Annotated in this window: 10 protein-coding genes (1 of these 10 cut by a window edge); all 10 read right to left on the reverse strand. The window is 57.4% G+C overall.

Annotation, left to right across the window (positions count from 1 at the left end):
* Window positions 1-1788: the 5' portion of an elongation factor G gene (fusA, locus tag I6L36_RS11260; RefSeq protein ID WP_010675948.1), read on the reverse strand. 318 nt of this gene lie to the left of the window's left edge; the window shows 1788 of its 2106 coding nt (coding positions 1-1788); the start codon lies at window positions 1786-1788; its stop codon lies off the left edge, out of view.
* Between the two features lie 75 nt (window positions 1789-1863).
* The gene (gene rpsG / locus I6L36_RS11265; protein ID WP_010675949.1) at window positions 1864-2334 is read right to left on the reverse strand and encodes a 30S ribosomal protein S7; all 471 of its coding nucleotides are present in this window, start codon (window positions 2332-2334) and stop codon (window positions 1864-1866) included.
* Window positions 2335-2427: 93 nt separating this feature from the next.
* On the reverse strand, window positions 2428-2802 hold the full coding sequence (gene rpsL, locus I6L36_RS11270; RefSeq protein WP_005306278.1) for a 30S ribosomal protein S12: 375 nt from the start codon (window positions 2800-2802) through the stop codon (window positions 2428-2430).
* 181 nt (window positions 2803-2983) lie between these two features.
* A complete protein-coding gene (tusB, locus tag I6L36_RS11275; protein ID WP_109112497.1) occupies window positions 2984-3262 on the reverse strand; it encodes a sulfurtransferase complex subunit TusB in 279 nt (92 codons plus the stop codon).
* Window positions 3263-3269: 7 nt separating this feature from the next.
* On the reverse strand, window positions 3270-3626 hold the full coding sequence (gene tusC / locus I6L36_RS11280; RefSeq protein WP_109112498.1) for a sulfurtransferase complex subunit TusC: 357 nt from the start codon (window positions 3624-3626) through the stop codon (window positions 3270-3272).
* 9 nt (window positions 3627-3635) lie between these two features.
* Entirely contained in the window at window positions 3636-4028 is a 393-nt protein-coding gene (tusD, locus tag I6L36_RS11285) for a sulfurtransferase complex subunit TusD (protein WP_010675952.1), read from the reverse strand.
* Window positions 4029-4114: 86 nt separating this feature from the next.
* The gene (locus I6L36_RS11290; protein WP_010675953.1) at window positions 4115-4495 is read right to left on the reverse strand and encodes a RidA family protein; all 381 of its coding nucleotides are present in this window, start codon (window positions 4493-4495) and stop codon (window positions 4115-4117) included.
* Between the two features lie 26 nt (window positions 4496-4521).
* Window positions 4522-5238, reverse strand: coding sequence for a transcriptional regulator (locus I6L36_RS11295; protein ID WP_010675954.1), 717 nt, complete (start codon window positions 5236-5238; stop codon window positions 4522-4524).
* 196 nt (window positions 5239-5434) lie between these two features.
* Window positions 5435-9739: a DNA-directed RNA polymerase subunit beta' gene (gene rpoC / locus I6L36_RS11300; RefSeq protein WP_043762502.1), complete on the reverse strand. Its 4305-nt coding sequence runs from the start codon at window positions 9737-9739 to the stop codon at window positions 5435-5437.
* A 91-nt stretch (window positions 9740-9830) separates the two neighbouring features.
* Window positions 9831-13859: a DNA-directed RNA polymerase subunit beta gene (rpoB, locus tag I6L36_RS11305; protein ID WP_043808756.1), complete on the reverse strand. Its 4029-nt coding sequence runs from the start codon at window positions 13857-13859 to the stop codon at window positions 9831-9833.
* Window positions 13860-13948: the final 89 nt, after the last annotated feature.

Here is a 13948-nt window from a genome sequence, read left to right on the forward strand (position 1 = left end):
CGCCAGAGAAGCAGCGATCTTGAACGCCAGTTCGGAAGAGTCGACATCATGGTAGGAACCGAAGTGCAGACGCACACCCAGATCCATTACCGGATAGCCTGCCAGCGGGCCGGACTTCAGCTGCTCGCGGATACCCTTGTCAACACCCGGGATGAATTCGCCCGGAATCACGCCACCCTTGATGTCGTTGACGAATTCGTAGGCTTTGCCTTCTTCCAGCGGGTACATGTCGATAACGACGTGACCGTACTGACCACGACCACCGGACTGCTTGGCATGCTTGCCTTCGATGTCCTTGACGGTGTTGCGGATGGTTTCACGGTAGGCAACCTGCGGCTTACCTACGTTGGCTTCTACCTTGAACTCGCGACGCATACGGTCAACGATGATGTCCAGGTGCAGCTCACCCATACCGGCGATGATGGTTTGGCCAGATTCTTCGTCGGTCCATACGCGGAAGGACGGATCTTCCTGAGCCAGACGGCCCAGAGCCAGGCCCATCTTCTCTTGGTCAGCCTTGGATTTCGGCTCAACGGCGATGGAGATTACCGGTTCCGGGAATTCCATACGCTCCAGGATGATCGGTGCGCTTTCGTCACACAGGGTGTCACCGGTGGTGACGTCCTTCAGGCCGATGGCAGCAGCGATGTCGCCTGCGCGAACTTCTTTGATCTCTTCACGCTTGTTGGCGTGCATCTGAACGATACGGCCGAAACGCTCGCGCTTCTCTTTAACGGAGTTCAGCACGGAGTCACCGGAGTTGACCACACCGGAGTAAACACGGAAGAAGGTCAGGTTGCCCACGAACGGGTCGGTAGCAATCTTGAATGCCAGAGCAGAGAACGGCTCGTCATCGGAAGCGTGACGCTCGTCCTTGGTCTCGCCATCCAGCTTCAGACCGTCGATAGCAGCAACGTCGGTCGGAGCCGGCAGGTACTCGACCACGGCATCCAGCATGGCCTGTACGCCCTTGTTCTTGAACGCGGAGCCACAGGTAACCAGGATGATTTCGTTGTTCAGAACACGCTGACGCAGAGCTTTCTTGATCTCTTCTTCAGTCAGTTCTTCACCACCCAGGTATTTTTCCATCAGGTCTTCAGACGCTTCAGCAGCGGCTTCAACCAGGTTCATGCGCATTTCTTGCGCCTGTTCCAGCAGCTCAGCCGGGACGTCTTCGTAGTCGAAGGATACGCCCTGGTCAGCTTCGCTCCAGTTGATGGCTTTCATCTTGACCAGGTCGATAACGCCCTTGAAGTTCTCTTCGGAACCGATGTTCAGTTGCAGAGGAACCGGGTTACCTTTCAGACGGGTCTTGATGTGCTCAACGCAGCGCAGGAAGTTGGCACCGGTACGGTCCATCTTGTTGACGAACGCGATACGGGGAACCTTGTACTTGTTAGCCTGACGCCATACGGTTTCAGACTGGGGCTGTACGCCACCTACGGCACAGTACACCATCACGGCGCCATCCAGAACACGCATGGAACGCTCTACTTCGATAGTAAAGTCAACGTGGCCCGGGGTATCGATGATGTTGATACGGTGCGGTTGGAACTGTTTACCCATACCGGACCAGAAAGCGGTGGTCGCGGCGGAGGTGATGGTGATACCACGCTCTTGTTCCTGTTCCATCCAGTCCATGGTGGCGGCGCCATCGTGAACTTCACCGATCTTGTGACTTACACCGGTGTAAAACAGAACGCGCTCGGTAGTAGTAGTCTTACCGGCGTCGATGTGAGCGGAGATACCGATATTACGATAACGCTCAATGGGGGTTGTACGAGCCATTGTCATCCTCTTACTAGGGCGCTTGTCCCCAGATAATTAAAGGTGCGCAGAGTCAGAAGACCCTGCGCAAGCGGATTACCAGCGGAAGTGAGCGAAGGCCTTGTTCGCTTCAGCCATACGGTGAACGTCTTCACGTTTCTTGACAGACGAACCCTTATTGTCAGCGGCATCCAGCAGCTCGCCAGCCAAACGCTGAGCCATTGATTTTTCACCACGTTTACGAGCGGCATCAACCAACCAGCGCATTGCCAGAGCATTGCGACGTACCGGACGAACTTCTACCGGCACCTGATAGGTTGCACCACCGACGCGACGAGATTTAACCTCGACCGCCGGACGAATGTTGTCCAGAGCGACTTCGAACAGGGCCAGGTGCTCTTTGCCAGATTTGGTGGCAATGATGTCCAGGGCGCCATATACGATGGCTTCTGCAACAGATTTCTTACCGTCAACCATTACTACGTTGACAAATTTAGCCAGCAGCTCAGATCCGAACTTGGGATCCGGCAGGATTTTACGCTGACCAACAACACGACGTCTTGGCATTTCAAATTCTCCGTAACTTCAGGGGTTACCCAAAACTAGAAAGTTATCTAACTAGAAACGAATTAACGTTTGGCCTTACTTAACGGAGAACCATTAAGCTTTCGGACGCTTCACGCCATACTTGGAGCGAGCCTGCTTACGGTCTTTAACACCGGCACAGTCCAACGCACCACGAACGGTGTGATAACGAACACCTGGCAAGTCTTTTACACGACCGCCACGGATCAGAACAACAGAGTGCTCTTGCAGGTTGTGACCTTCACCACCGATGTAGGAGGTGACTTCGAAGCCGTTGGTCAGACGTACACGGCATACTTTACGCAGTGCAGAGTTAGGCTTCTTCGGGGTGGTGGTGTATACACGGGTGCATACGCCACGCTTCTGAGGGCACGCTTCCAGCGCCGGCACGTTGCTTTTCACAACGAGCTTGATGCGTGGCTTGCGAACCAACTGGTTAATAGTTGCCATCAAAAGGCTCCTGATAATGACTTCATAAACGTGTGAAAAATCCTCCCCGCAGATACGGGGACGCGAAATTTTATGCCCTGTTGTCTGGGGAGTCAAGATTTATACAATTTGCACACCGAAATGGCAAATGACAGTCGAATGACATTATGCTAAGCAACTGAGATAAAAAGGAAAACCAAGCCTAACCGCCCCAGGTCTGCGGTGATCCGTGCTCGGCGATCAACCTGATCAAACCCGGCATATCGAGTTCCATCCCGATCCCGGATGACAAGCCTCTCGCTTTCAAGTCTTCCTTCATGACGTAAAGGGGGACGTCTGCCAAGCGCTTGCACCACCCGGGGGCAGCAGCCGCCATCACGGCATCCTGCATCAACACCACCAGATCCCCTTCCATGCGGTAACGCAACGCCAACTCGAGATCCTGGCTCATGAAGGGAGAGTTCAATATCAGCTGTATCACGGGCACCTCAGAAGCAGATGTGGGTGGTGAAACCCGCCCAGCTACGGCGAATTTCCGCAGGAGAGAGCGAAATAACTGGGATTAGCAGATCCGCCGCCGTCAGTCCTCGCTCAGCCAGTGACATCGCACAGACATAGATCTCCTCGATGTCATACAGTTCCAGCATCTTGAAGGTCGGGGCGTAGTGACGCTGCAATATGGCGTGTGGTGATTGCTCCCTCACCAGTTGCATCACGCCATCCCCCACCAGAAAGAGTGCCAGGGACTCCGTCAATGCAGAGGTGGCCAGCAGAGCATCCAGCCCCTCCCGACCACTCGCCGAACCATGGGCACCACGCCGTGAGATAAACGCTATTCTGGTCATTTTGTCCCCCTAGAACTGAACGAAGCGATCAGCGGTCAGTGCGGCTTCCGCCAACTGACCGAGCCCGCTTAGGCAGAATGGCGCTTCCAGATTGAAATGCTCCCGTCCCATTCCCTTGGCCTCCTGCTCATCCAGCACGCCACGGCGCATGGCCGCAGCCACACACACATCGATACGGATGCCCTGCTGGATGGCCAACTCGCGCCACAACGCCACCAGGTCGGTCTCATCGCTGGCTGGCGCATGGAGGCCATTGGCATTGCACACCCCCTCCTGATAGAAGAAGAGGTGGGACAAGCGGTGTCCCTGCTCGACCAGACTCAGGGCAAAACGATAGGCCGTGCTGGCCGTCTGGGTGCCATAGGCGGGCCCGGTGACCAGCAGAGCAAAATTCAGACTCATGATCGCACTCCTGCACAGCGGTGCATCCATTCTACCTCATAGACGCAAAAGCCCCTCCTGGGAGGGGCTTTTCCAATGACACAGGCTCAGACGTAAGCGATGGCTTCGACTTCGACCAGTACATCCTTGGGCAGACGAGCAACTTCCACACAGGAACGTGCCGGAGCGGATTCGCCAAAGTAGCGGGCATACACCTGGTTGAAGGCCACGAAGTTGTTCATGTCACTCAGGAAGCAGGTGGTCTTCAGTACCTTGCTGGTATCGGCCCCTGCGGCTTTCAAGACTGCGACCAGATTCTTCATCACCTGCTCTGCCTGAGCCTCGATGCCACCGGCAACGATGTCCATGGTGGCCGGATCGAGCGGGATCTGCCCGGAGGTAAAGACCAGCTCACCCAGCTTGGTAGCCTGGACATAAGGGCCAATTGCGGCAGGCGCCTTGTCGGTTGCAATCACTTCTTTAGCCATTGTTATCTATCCCCTATCTATGGCGCTTACTCGCTCTCTTCTTCACCCTGCTTGCGCTGTCGGATGTAGAGATACACGGTATGTTTGGAAATATTCAGCTTGTCGGCGACCAGGTTGATCGAATCCTTGATATCAAATATGCCCTTCTCGAACAACTGGGTCACGATAAAACGGTTCTTGGCATTGTTGGCCACGGAGGGATCACGATTGATCTCGTCGATGGTGTTGTCCACCGTCTGGGCAACCAGCTCTTCGACGCTGTTGGCGAAGGTCTCCGGTGATTGCCGCTCCACCTGCTGTGGCGTCGGGAAGAATTCGGCCACGAACTCGTGGAAAGGTGCATTGATGTGCAGGTTGATGCAGATAAGGCCGATCACCTGCTTGTCGCGGTTACGGATGGCGATGGTGCTCGACTTCATCAAGGCACCGGTCCGACTGCGGGCAAAATAACTCTGGGTGTGATCCTGACCCGTGCTCTCGATATCCTTGAGCATCCGCAGGGCGAGATCGGTGATCGGCGCCCCCAGCGTACGACCCGTATTGAAACCATTCGCGATTTGGATCACGGACTCATGCAGATTTTCCAGGGAGTGGAGCACCACCTCGCAGTGCTTGCCGAACAGATCGGCAAGGCCTTCGATGAGGCCCCCATATGAACGCAACAATTCCCTGTCTTCGTCTGTAAAAGCGCGACCGCTCAGTTGCTCTTCGGGAAGCAGTACTTCCTCGATACCGACAGCCATGTTCTACCCCTGTAATACCCATTCAACTTTCCCGAGTTTTCAGTTGCGGGGGGGCAATGTCAACTTTTTTTGATTTTTTGCTCTATAACCTTGCACTGGATCATCCCCTGCCCCAGCCCGGTGCAGGCTGGCGGCCGGGCGCAGAACGAAAAAAGGGCCCCTAGAAGGGGCCCTTTTCAATCACGGCAGCGGAAGATTACTCTTCGTCAAAACCGTCAGCTGCGTTCAGCAGATCTGCCAGGTTTTGCTGAGCCTCATCGGCAGTCACCTGCGGTACACCTACAGCACGGGCTGCGGCGGCACGCTGGTTGATCCGGCTGTGGTGGTAGGCAAAGCCGGTACCAGCCGGGATCAGACGACCCACGATCACGTTCTCTTTCAGGCCACGCAGCTCGTCGCGTTTGCCGCCAACGGCAGCTTCTGTCAGCACGCGGGTGGTTTCCTGGAAGGAAGCCGCGGAGATGAAGGACTCGGTGCTCAGAGATGCCTTGGTAATACCCATCAGGATATGACGGTAGGTAGCCGGAGTCTTGCCTTCGGCAACCAGTTTACGGTTGGCAATCTTCACGCGAGCCACTTCAACCTGCTCGCCTTCGATCAGGTCGGTGTCGCCGGCGCTCAGGATCTCGCACTTACGCAGCATCTGACGAACGATGACTTCGATGTGCTTGTCGTTGATCTTAACGCCTTGCAGGCGGTAAACGTCCTGCACTTCGTTGGCGATGTAGTTGGCGACCGGGCTGATACCGCGCAGACGCAGGATGTCGTGAGCAGACTCGGGACCGTCCGCTAGTACTTCACCCTTCTCAACCTTTTCACCTTCGAACACGTTGAGGTGACGCCACTTCGGAATCATCTCTTCGTAGATCTCGCCACCGTCGGTCGGGGTGATGACCAGACGGCGCTTGCCCTTGGTCTCTTTCCCGAAGGAGATGGTGCCGGAGATCTCGGCCAGGATGGCCGGCTCTTTCGGCTGGCGTGCTTCGAACAGATCCGCAACGCGCGGCAGACCACCGGTGATGTCCTTGGTACCGCTGGACTCTTGCGGGATACGCGCAACCGCGTCACCCACGCCCACGTTGGCACCATCTTCCAGGTTCACGATCGCCTTGCCCGGCAGGAAGTACTGGGCGGGCACGTCGGTACCCGGGATCATCACATCCTTACCGTTCAGGTCGACCAGTTTCACGGTCGGACGCATCTCTTTACCGGCGCTCGGACGCTCGTTGACGTCCAGCACGACGATGGAAGAGAGACCGGTCAGCTCGTCGGTCTGACGAGTGATGGTCACGCCATCGATCATGTGCTCGAAGTGCAGGCGACCCGCTACTTCGGTGATGATCGGGTGGGTGTGCGGGTCCCAGTTCGCCACGGTGTCACCGGCGTTCACGGCCTCGCCATCCTTCACTTCCAACACGGAACCGTAAGGCAGCTTGTGGCTTTCCTTGGTACGGCCCATCTCGTCCATGATGGTCAGCTCGGTAGAACGAGAGGTGATAACCAGCTTGTCAGAGTTGTTCAGAACGAACTTGGCGTTCTGCAGCTTGATGCTACCGGTGTTCTTGACCTGGATGCTGCTCTCGGCAGCCGCTCGGGATGCGGCACCACCGATGTGGAAGGTACGCATCGTCAGCTGGGTACCCGGCTCACCGATGGACTGGGCGGCGATAACACCGACAGCCTCACCCTTGTTAACCAGGTGACCACGGGCCAGATCACGGCCGTAGCAGTGAGCACAGTTACCGAAGTCGGTCTCACAGGTGATGGCAGAACGTACCTTCACGCGATCGACGGAGTTGCGCTCCAGCAGGTCACACAGCTGCTCGTCGAGCAGGGTGTTGCGCGCTACCAGCACTTCATCCTCGGTACCCGGCTTGATGACGTCTTCAGCCACCACACGACCCAGCACGCGCTCACGCAGCGGCTCGACCACGTCGCCACCCTCGATCAGCGGAGTCATCCACAGACCGTCGGTAGTGCCGCAATCGTCCTCGGTGATCACCATGTCCTGGGCCACGTCAACCAGACGACGGGTCAGGTAGCCGGAGTTCGCAGTCTTCAGTGCGGTATCCGCCAGACCTTTACGAGCACCGTGAGTGGAGATGAAGTACTGCAGTACGTTCAGACCTTCACGGAAGTTCGCCACGATCGGCGTTTCGATGATGGAGCCATCCGGCTTCGCCATCAGGCCACGCATACCGGCCAGCTGACGGATCTGGGCGGCGGAACCCCGCGCACCGGAGTCGGCCATCATGAAGATGCTGTTGAAGGAGGCCTGCTCTTCCTCATCGCCCAGGGAGTTGACGTTACGCTCCTTGGAGAGGTTATCCATCATGGCCTTGGAGACGCGATCGTTCGCGCTGGCCCAGATATCGATAACCTTGTTGTAGCGTTCGCCCGCGGTCACCAGACCGGACAGGAACTGGTCCTGGATCTCGGCAACTTCGGCTTCGGCTGCGGCGATGATGTCCTTCTTGGCATCCGGGATGACCATGTCATCGATACCAACGGACGCACCGGACAGGGCCGCGTAGTGGAAACCGGTATACATCAGCTGGTCAGCGAAGATGACGGTGTCCTTCAGGCCCTGCTTGCGGTAGCAGGTGTTCAGCAGACGAGAGATCAGCTTCTTGCCCAGCGCCTTGTTGGAGACGCACTTGATCCAGTTCTGCGGGTTGGCATCCAGATCGGCCTGTTCGGCGGCAGTCAGTACCTTCGGCTCGTCGATCAGGGCGTACTCCATGCCTTTCGGCAGGATCAGGCTCAGGATCGCACGACCAACGGTGGTGTTCTTCATCTCGGTCTTGGCAACCAGTTCACCGGCTTCGTTCTTCACGTACTCGGTGATGCGGCACTTGACGCGTGCGTGCAGGTCGGCCAGGCCGGCGCGGTACACCTTCTCGGCCTCTTTCGGACCGGACAGCACCATGCCTTCGCCCTTCGCATTGATGCGGGCACGGGTCATGTAGTACAGACCCAAGACCACGTCCTGGGAAGGAACGATGATCGGCTCACCGGAGGCGGGCGACAGGATGTTATTGGTGGACATCATCAGCGCGCGCGCTTCCAGCTGGGCTTCCAGGGTCAGCGGTACGTGGACCGCCATCTGGTCACCGTCGAAGTCCGCGTTATAGGCGGCACAGACGAGCGGGTGCAGCTGGATGGCCTTGCCTTCGATCAGGGTCGGCTCGAACGCCTGGATACCCAGACGGTGCAGGGTCGGTGCACGGTTCAGCAGGACCGGGTGCTCGCGGATCACTTCGTCCAGGATGTCCCAGACGACAGCTTCTTCGCGCTCCACCATCTTCTTGGCGGCCTTGATGGTGGTCGCCAGGCCACGGGATTCCAGCTTGCCATAGATGAAGGGCTTGAACAGCTCCAGCGCCATCTTCTTCGGCAGACCGCACTGATGCAGACGCAGAGTCGGACCTACGGTGATAACGGAACGACCGGAGTAGTCGACACGCTTACCCAGCAGGTTCTGACGGAAACGACCTTGCTTACCCTTGATCATGTCGGCCAGGGATTTCAGCGGGCGCTTGTTGGAACCGGTAATGGCACGACCACGACGACCGTTATCCAGCAGGGCATCCACGGACTCTTGCAGCATGCGCTTTTCGTTGCGCACGATGATGTCCGGAGCCGCCAGGTCCAGCAGACGCTTCAGTCGGTTGTTACGGTTGATCACGCGACGGTACAGATCGTTCAGATCGGAGGTCGCGAAACGACCGCCGTCCAGCGGTACCAGCGGACGCAGGTCCGGCGGCAGCACGGGCAGCACTGTCATGATCATCCACTCCGGCTTGTTGCCGGATTGCAGGAAGGCTTCCATCAGCTTCAGACGCTTGGTGGTCTTCTTGCGCTTGGTTTCGGAGTTGGTCTGATCCAGCTCCTCACGCATGGCTTTGACTTCGCCTTCCAGATCGATGGCGCGCAGCAGGGCCAGAATGGCCTCGGCACCCATCTTGGCGTCGAATTCGTCGCCCCACTCTTCCAGTGCGTCCAGATAGTTCTCTTCGGACAGCATCTGGCTGCGCTCGAGGTTGGTCATGCCGGGTTCGATCACTACATAGGATTCGAAATACAGCACGCGCTCGATGTCACGCAGGGTCATGTCCAGCAGCAGACCGATACGGGACGGCAGGGACTTCAGGAACCAGATGTGGGCAGTCGGGCTGGCCAGCTCGATGTGGCCCATGCGCTCACGACGGACCTTGGTCTGGGTCACTTCTACGCCGCACTTCTCACAGATCACACCACGGTGTTTCAGGCGCTTGTACTTGCCGCACAGACACTCGTAGTCCTTCACCGGTCCGAAGATACGGGCGCAGAACAGACCATCACGCTCCGGCTTGAAAGTCCGGTAGTTGATGGTCTCAGGCTTTTTGACCTCACCGAATGACCAGGAGCGGATCATGTCAGGAGAGGCCAGACCGATCTTGATACTGTCAAACTCTTCGGTCTTGGTCTGAGCCTTCAAAAACTTGAGTAAGTCTTTCACGTGTTTCCCCTGTCAGGAGTCTAACCTCGGCGCCCCTGCTGCCGAAACAGCGGGGCGCCCACGTCAATTCTCGAACAATAAGAGCGAGCTCTTACTCTTCGTCCAGCTCGATGTTGATACCCAGAGAGCGGATTTCCTTCAGCAGTACGTTGAAGGATTCGGGCATGCCCGGCTCCATACGGTGGTCGCCATCCACGATGTTCTTGTACATCTTGGTACGGCCGTTCACATCGTCAGACTTGACGGTCAGCATTTCCTGCAGGGTATATGCCGCACCGTAAGCCTCCAGGGCCCACACTTCCATCTCACCGAACCGCTGACCACCGAACTGCGCCTTACCACCCAGCGGCTGCTGGGTAACCAGGCTGTAGGAACCGGTAGAACGCGCGTGCATCTTGTCGTCTACCAGGTGGTTCAGCTTGAGCATGTACATGTAACCCACGGTGACCTTACGCTCGAAGGCGTTACCGGTACGACCGTCGAACAGGGAGATCTGACCGGATTCCGGCAGATCGGCCAGCTTCAGCAGGGCCTTGATTTCGCGCTCTTTGGCACCATCAAAGACCGGCGTAGCGACCGGCAGACCCTTACGCAGGTTACCCACCAGGGTACGCACGTCGTCGTCGGACAGCTCGGCGATGTTCACTTGCTGGGAGTCCTTCTCACCCAGGTCATAGACCTGCTGCAGGAACTCACGCATCTCGTGCAGCTCGCGCTGCTCTTTGATCATGCGGTCGATCTTCTCGCCGATACCCTTGGCCGCGAGGCCCAGGTGCACTTCGAGGATCTGACCGATGTTCATACGAGACGGTACGCCCAGCGGGTTCAGTACGATGTCGACCGGACGGCCGTATTCGTCATGGGGCATGTCCTCGACCGGGCAGATCTTGGAGATAACACCCTTGTTACCGTGACGGCCCGCCATCTTGTCACCCGGCTGGATGCGACGCTTGACTGCCAGATAAACCTTGACGATTTTCAGTACGCCCGGCGCCAGATCGTCACCCTGGATGATCTTGCGACGTTTGTTCTCGAACTTCTTGTCAAACTCGGCCTTCAGCTCAACGTGCTGTTCGGCGATCTGCTCCAGTTCGATTTGCTTGGCTTCATCTTCGATGGCCAGTTCAAACCACTTGGAACGCTCGAGCTTGTTCAGACGATCTTCGCTGTAACCGGCGGCCAGCAGCAGGTTGCGGGAGCGGCCGAAGATGCCGTCTTCCAGGATCTTGAACTCTTCGGTCAAGTCCTTCTTCGCTTCCTTCAGCTGCATCTCTTCGATTTCTTTGGCGCGCTTGTCTTTTTCCACGCCATCGCGGGTAAAGACTTGCACGTCAACCACGGTACCGTACACACCGTTCGGTACGCGCAGGGAGGAGTCCTTCACGTCGGACGCCTTCTCACCGAAGATGGCGCGCAGCAGCTTCTCTTCCGGGGTCAGCTGGGTTTCGCCCTTCGGGGTCACCTTGCCGACCAGGATGTCGCCGCCCTTCACTTCGGCACCCACGTAGACGATACCGGACTCGTCCAGCTTGGACAGAGCGGCTTCACCCACGTTCGGAATGTCGGCAGTGATCTCTTCCGGACCCAGCTTGGTGTCGCGGGAGATACAGGCCAGTTCCTGGATGTGGATGGTGGTCAGGCGATCTTCCTGAACCACGCGCTCGTTCACCAGGATCGAGTCTTCGAAGTTGTAACCGTTCCACGGCATGAACGCGACGCGCAGGTTCTGACCCAGCGCCAGTTCACCCAGGTCGGTGGACGGGCCGTCAGCCAGCACGTCACCGGCCATCACCGGCTCGCCCAGCATCACGCAGGGGCGCTGGTTGATACAGGTATTCTGGTTGGAACGGGTGTATTTGGTCAGGTTGTAGATGTCGATGCCGGCTTCGCCTGGCAGCAGCTCATCTTCATTGACCTTGATAACGATACGGGAGGCGTCGACGTAGTCGATCATGCCGCCACGCTTGGCCACTACGGTTACACCGGAGTCAACGGCCACGGCGCGTTCCATACCGGTACCTACCAGCGGCTTGTCAGCGCGCAGGGTCGGTACGGCCTGACGTTGCATGTTTGAACCCATCAATGCGCGGTTCGCGTCATCGTGTTCCAGGAACGGGATCAAGGCCGCTGCCACAGAGACGATCTGTTGCGGGCTCACGTCCATATACTGGATCTGGTCGGCGTTCATAAAGGTGGATTCACCCTTGTGACGGCACGGGATCAATTCATCTTTCAGACGGCCATCTTCGGTGGTCGCGGCGTTGGCCTGTGCGATCACGTACTTGCCTTCTTCAATCGCAGACAGGTAATCCACTTCGTCGGTGATCACACCGTCGATCACCTTGCGGTACGGGGTCTCGAGGAAACCGTACTCGTTGGTGCGGGAGTAGACGGACAGCGAGTTGATCAGACCGATGTTCGGACCTTCCGGCGTTTCGATGGGGCACAGACGACCGTAGTGGGTCGGGTGTACGTCTCGAACTTCGAAACCGGCACGCTCACGGGTCAGACCGCCCGGGCCCAGCGCGGAGATACGGCGCTTGTGGGTCACTTCGGACAGCGGGTTGTTCTGGTCCATGAACTGGGACAGCTGGCTGGAACCGAAGAACTCTTTGACCGCGGCGGAGATCGGCTTGGCGTTGATCAGATCCTGCGGCATCAGGGTGTCCAGATCGCCCAGAGACAGGCGCTCCTTCACCGCACGCTCGACACGGACCAGACCGACACGGAACTGGTTCTCGGCCATTTCACCGACGGAACGAATACGACGGTTACCAAGGTGGTCGATATCGTCCACTTCGTCGTTCCCGTTACGGATGTCGATCAGGCGCTTCATGACCTCGACGATATCGTCCTTGGTCAGCACGCCAACGCCAGTCTCGTCTTCACGACCCAGACGGCGGTTGAACTTCATCCGACCTACGGTAGACAGGTCGTAGCGCTCGGAAGAGAAGAACAGGTTCTCGAACAGCTGCTCGGCCGCTTCGCGAGTGGGCGGCTCGCCCGGACGCATCATGCGATAGATCTCGACCAGAGCTTCCAGGCGGCTGGAGCTGGAGTCGATACGCAGGGTCTCGGACATGTAGGCACCGTGATCCAGTTCGTTGGTGAACAGAACCTCGAAGTGCTTGAAGCCGGCTTGGGACAGGTTGGCAACCGCTTCCAGGCTCAGCGCCTGGTTGGCAGTGACAACCATCTCACCAGTCTGCGGGTGCGCGTAGTTCTTGGCTGCAACTTTGCCAACAACATACTCTACCGGCACCTCGATCTGGGTGATGCCGTCTTTTTCCAGCTGACGGATGTGACGGGCAGTGACACGACGACCGGTTTCAACCACCACGGCGCCATTGGCAATGATGTCGAAGGTCGCGGTCTCGCCACGCAGGCGCTCGGGCACCAGATCCATCATCAACTTGCCATCCTTGACCTCGAAACCGATGGTCTCGAAGAAGGTGGCCAGGATTTCTTCGGAACTGAAGTCCAGGGCGCGCAGAATAATGGAGGCCGGCAGTTTGCGACGACGGTCGATACGGACAAACAGGTTGTCTTTCGCATCGAACTCGAAGTCCAGCCAGGAGCCACGGTAGGGGATAACGCGGGCGTTATACAGTACCTTACCGGATGAATGTGTTTTGCCTTTATCGTGGTCGAAGAAGACGCCCGGGCTGCGGTGCAGCTGGGAGACGATGACCCGTTCGGTACCATTGATGACAAAGGTGCCGTTCTCGGTCATGAGCGGAATCTCGCCCATGTATACTTCTTGTTCCTTGATATCTTTGACGGTGCCGGCAGCTGCTTCACGGTCGTACAGAACCATACGAAGCTTGACACGCAGCGGCGCGGAGTAGGTCACTCCACGGATCTGGCATTCTTTTACGTCAAATACCGGCTCACCCAGGCGATAGCTGACATACTGAAGCTCAGCACTACCGGAGTAACTGGTGATCGGGAAAACGCTACGGAAAGCGGCCTCTAGGCCATATTCACCTTCCGGGTCGGCCTCGATGAACTGCTTGAAGGAGTCCAGCTGAATGGACAACAGATAAGGCGTGTCCAGTACCTGGTCTCGCTTACCGAAGTCCTTACGAATGCGTTTTTTTTCGGTATAAGAGTAAACCATAGGGTTCCTCAGCTCGCTGATAAGTGACCCACTCTGTCCCGCGGGACAGCTCTGTCTCAACACCGTTTTGTGTTGGCCCGGACGATGAA

This window comes from Aeromonas sp. FDAARGOS 1406, assembly GCF_019048565.1.
GTDB lineage: Bacteria > Pseudomonadota > Gammaproteobacteria > Enterobacterales > Aeromonadaceae > Aeromonas > Aeromonas caviae.

Bases quoted from the DNA above. Each gene is read 5' to 3' on its own strand.
- rpsG (WP_010675949.1), bottom strand. From the start codon at position 2,334: ATGCCAAGACGTCGTGTTGTTGGTCAGCGTAAAATCCTGCCGGATCCC.
- rpsL (WP_005306278.1), bottom strand. From the start codon at position 2,802: ATGGCAACTATTAACCAGTTGGTTCGCAAGCCACGCATCAAGCTCGTT.
- tusC (WP_109112498.1), bottom strand. From the start codon at position 3,626: ATGACCAGAATAGCGTTTATCTCACGGCGTGGTGCCCATGGTTCGGCG.
- tusD (WP_010675952.1), bottom strand. From the start codon at position 4,028: ATGAGTCTGAATTTTGCTCTGCTGGTCACCGGGCCCGCCTATGGCACC.
- I6L36_RS11290 (WP_010675953.1), bottom strand. From the start codon at position 4,495: ATGGCTAAAGAAGTGATTGCAACCGACAAGGCGCCTGCCGCAATTGGC.
- I6L36_RS11295 (WP_010675954.1), bottom strand. From the start codon at position 5,238: ATGGCTGTCGGTATCGAGGAAGTACTGCTTCCCGAAGAGCAACTGAGC.
- rpoB (WP_043808756.1), bottom strand. From the start codon at position 13,859: ATGGTTTACTCTTATACCGAAAAAAAACGCATTCGTAAGGACTTCGGT.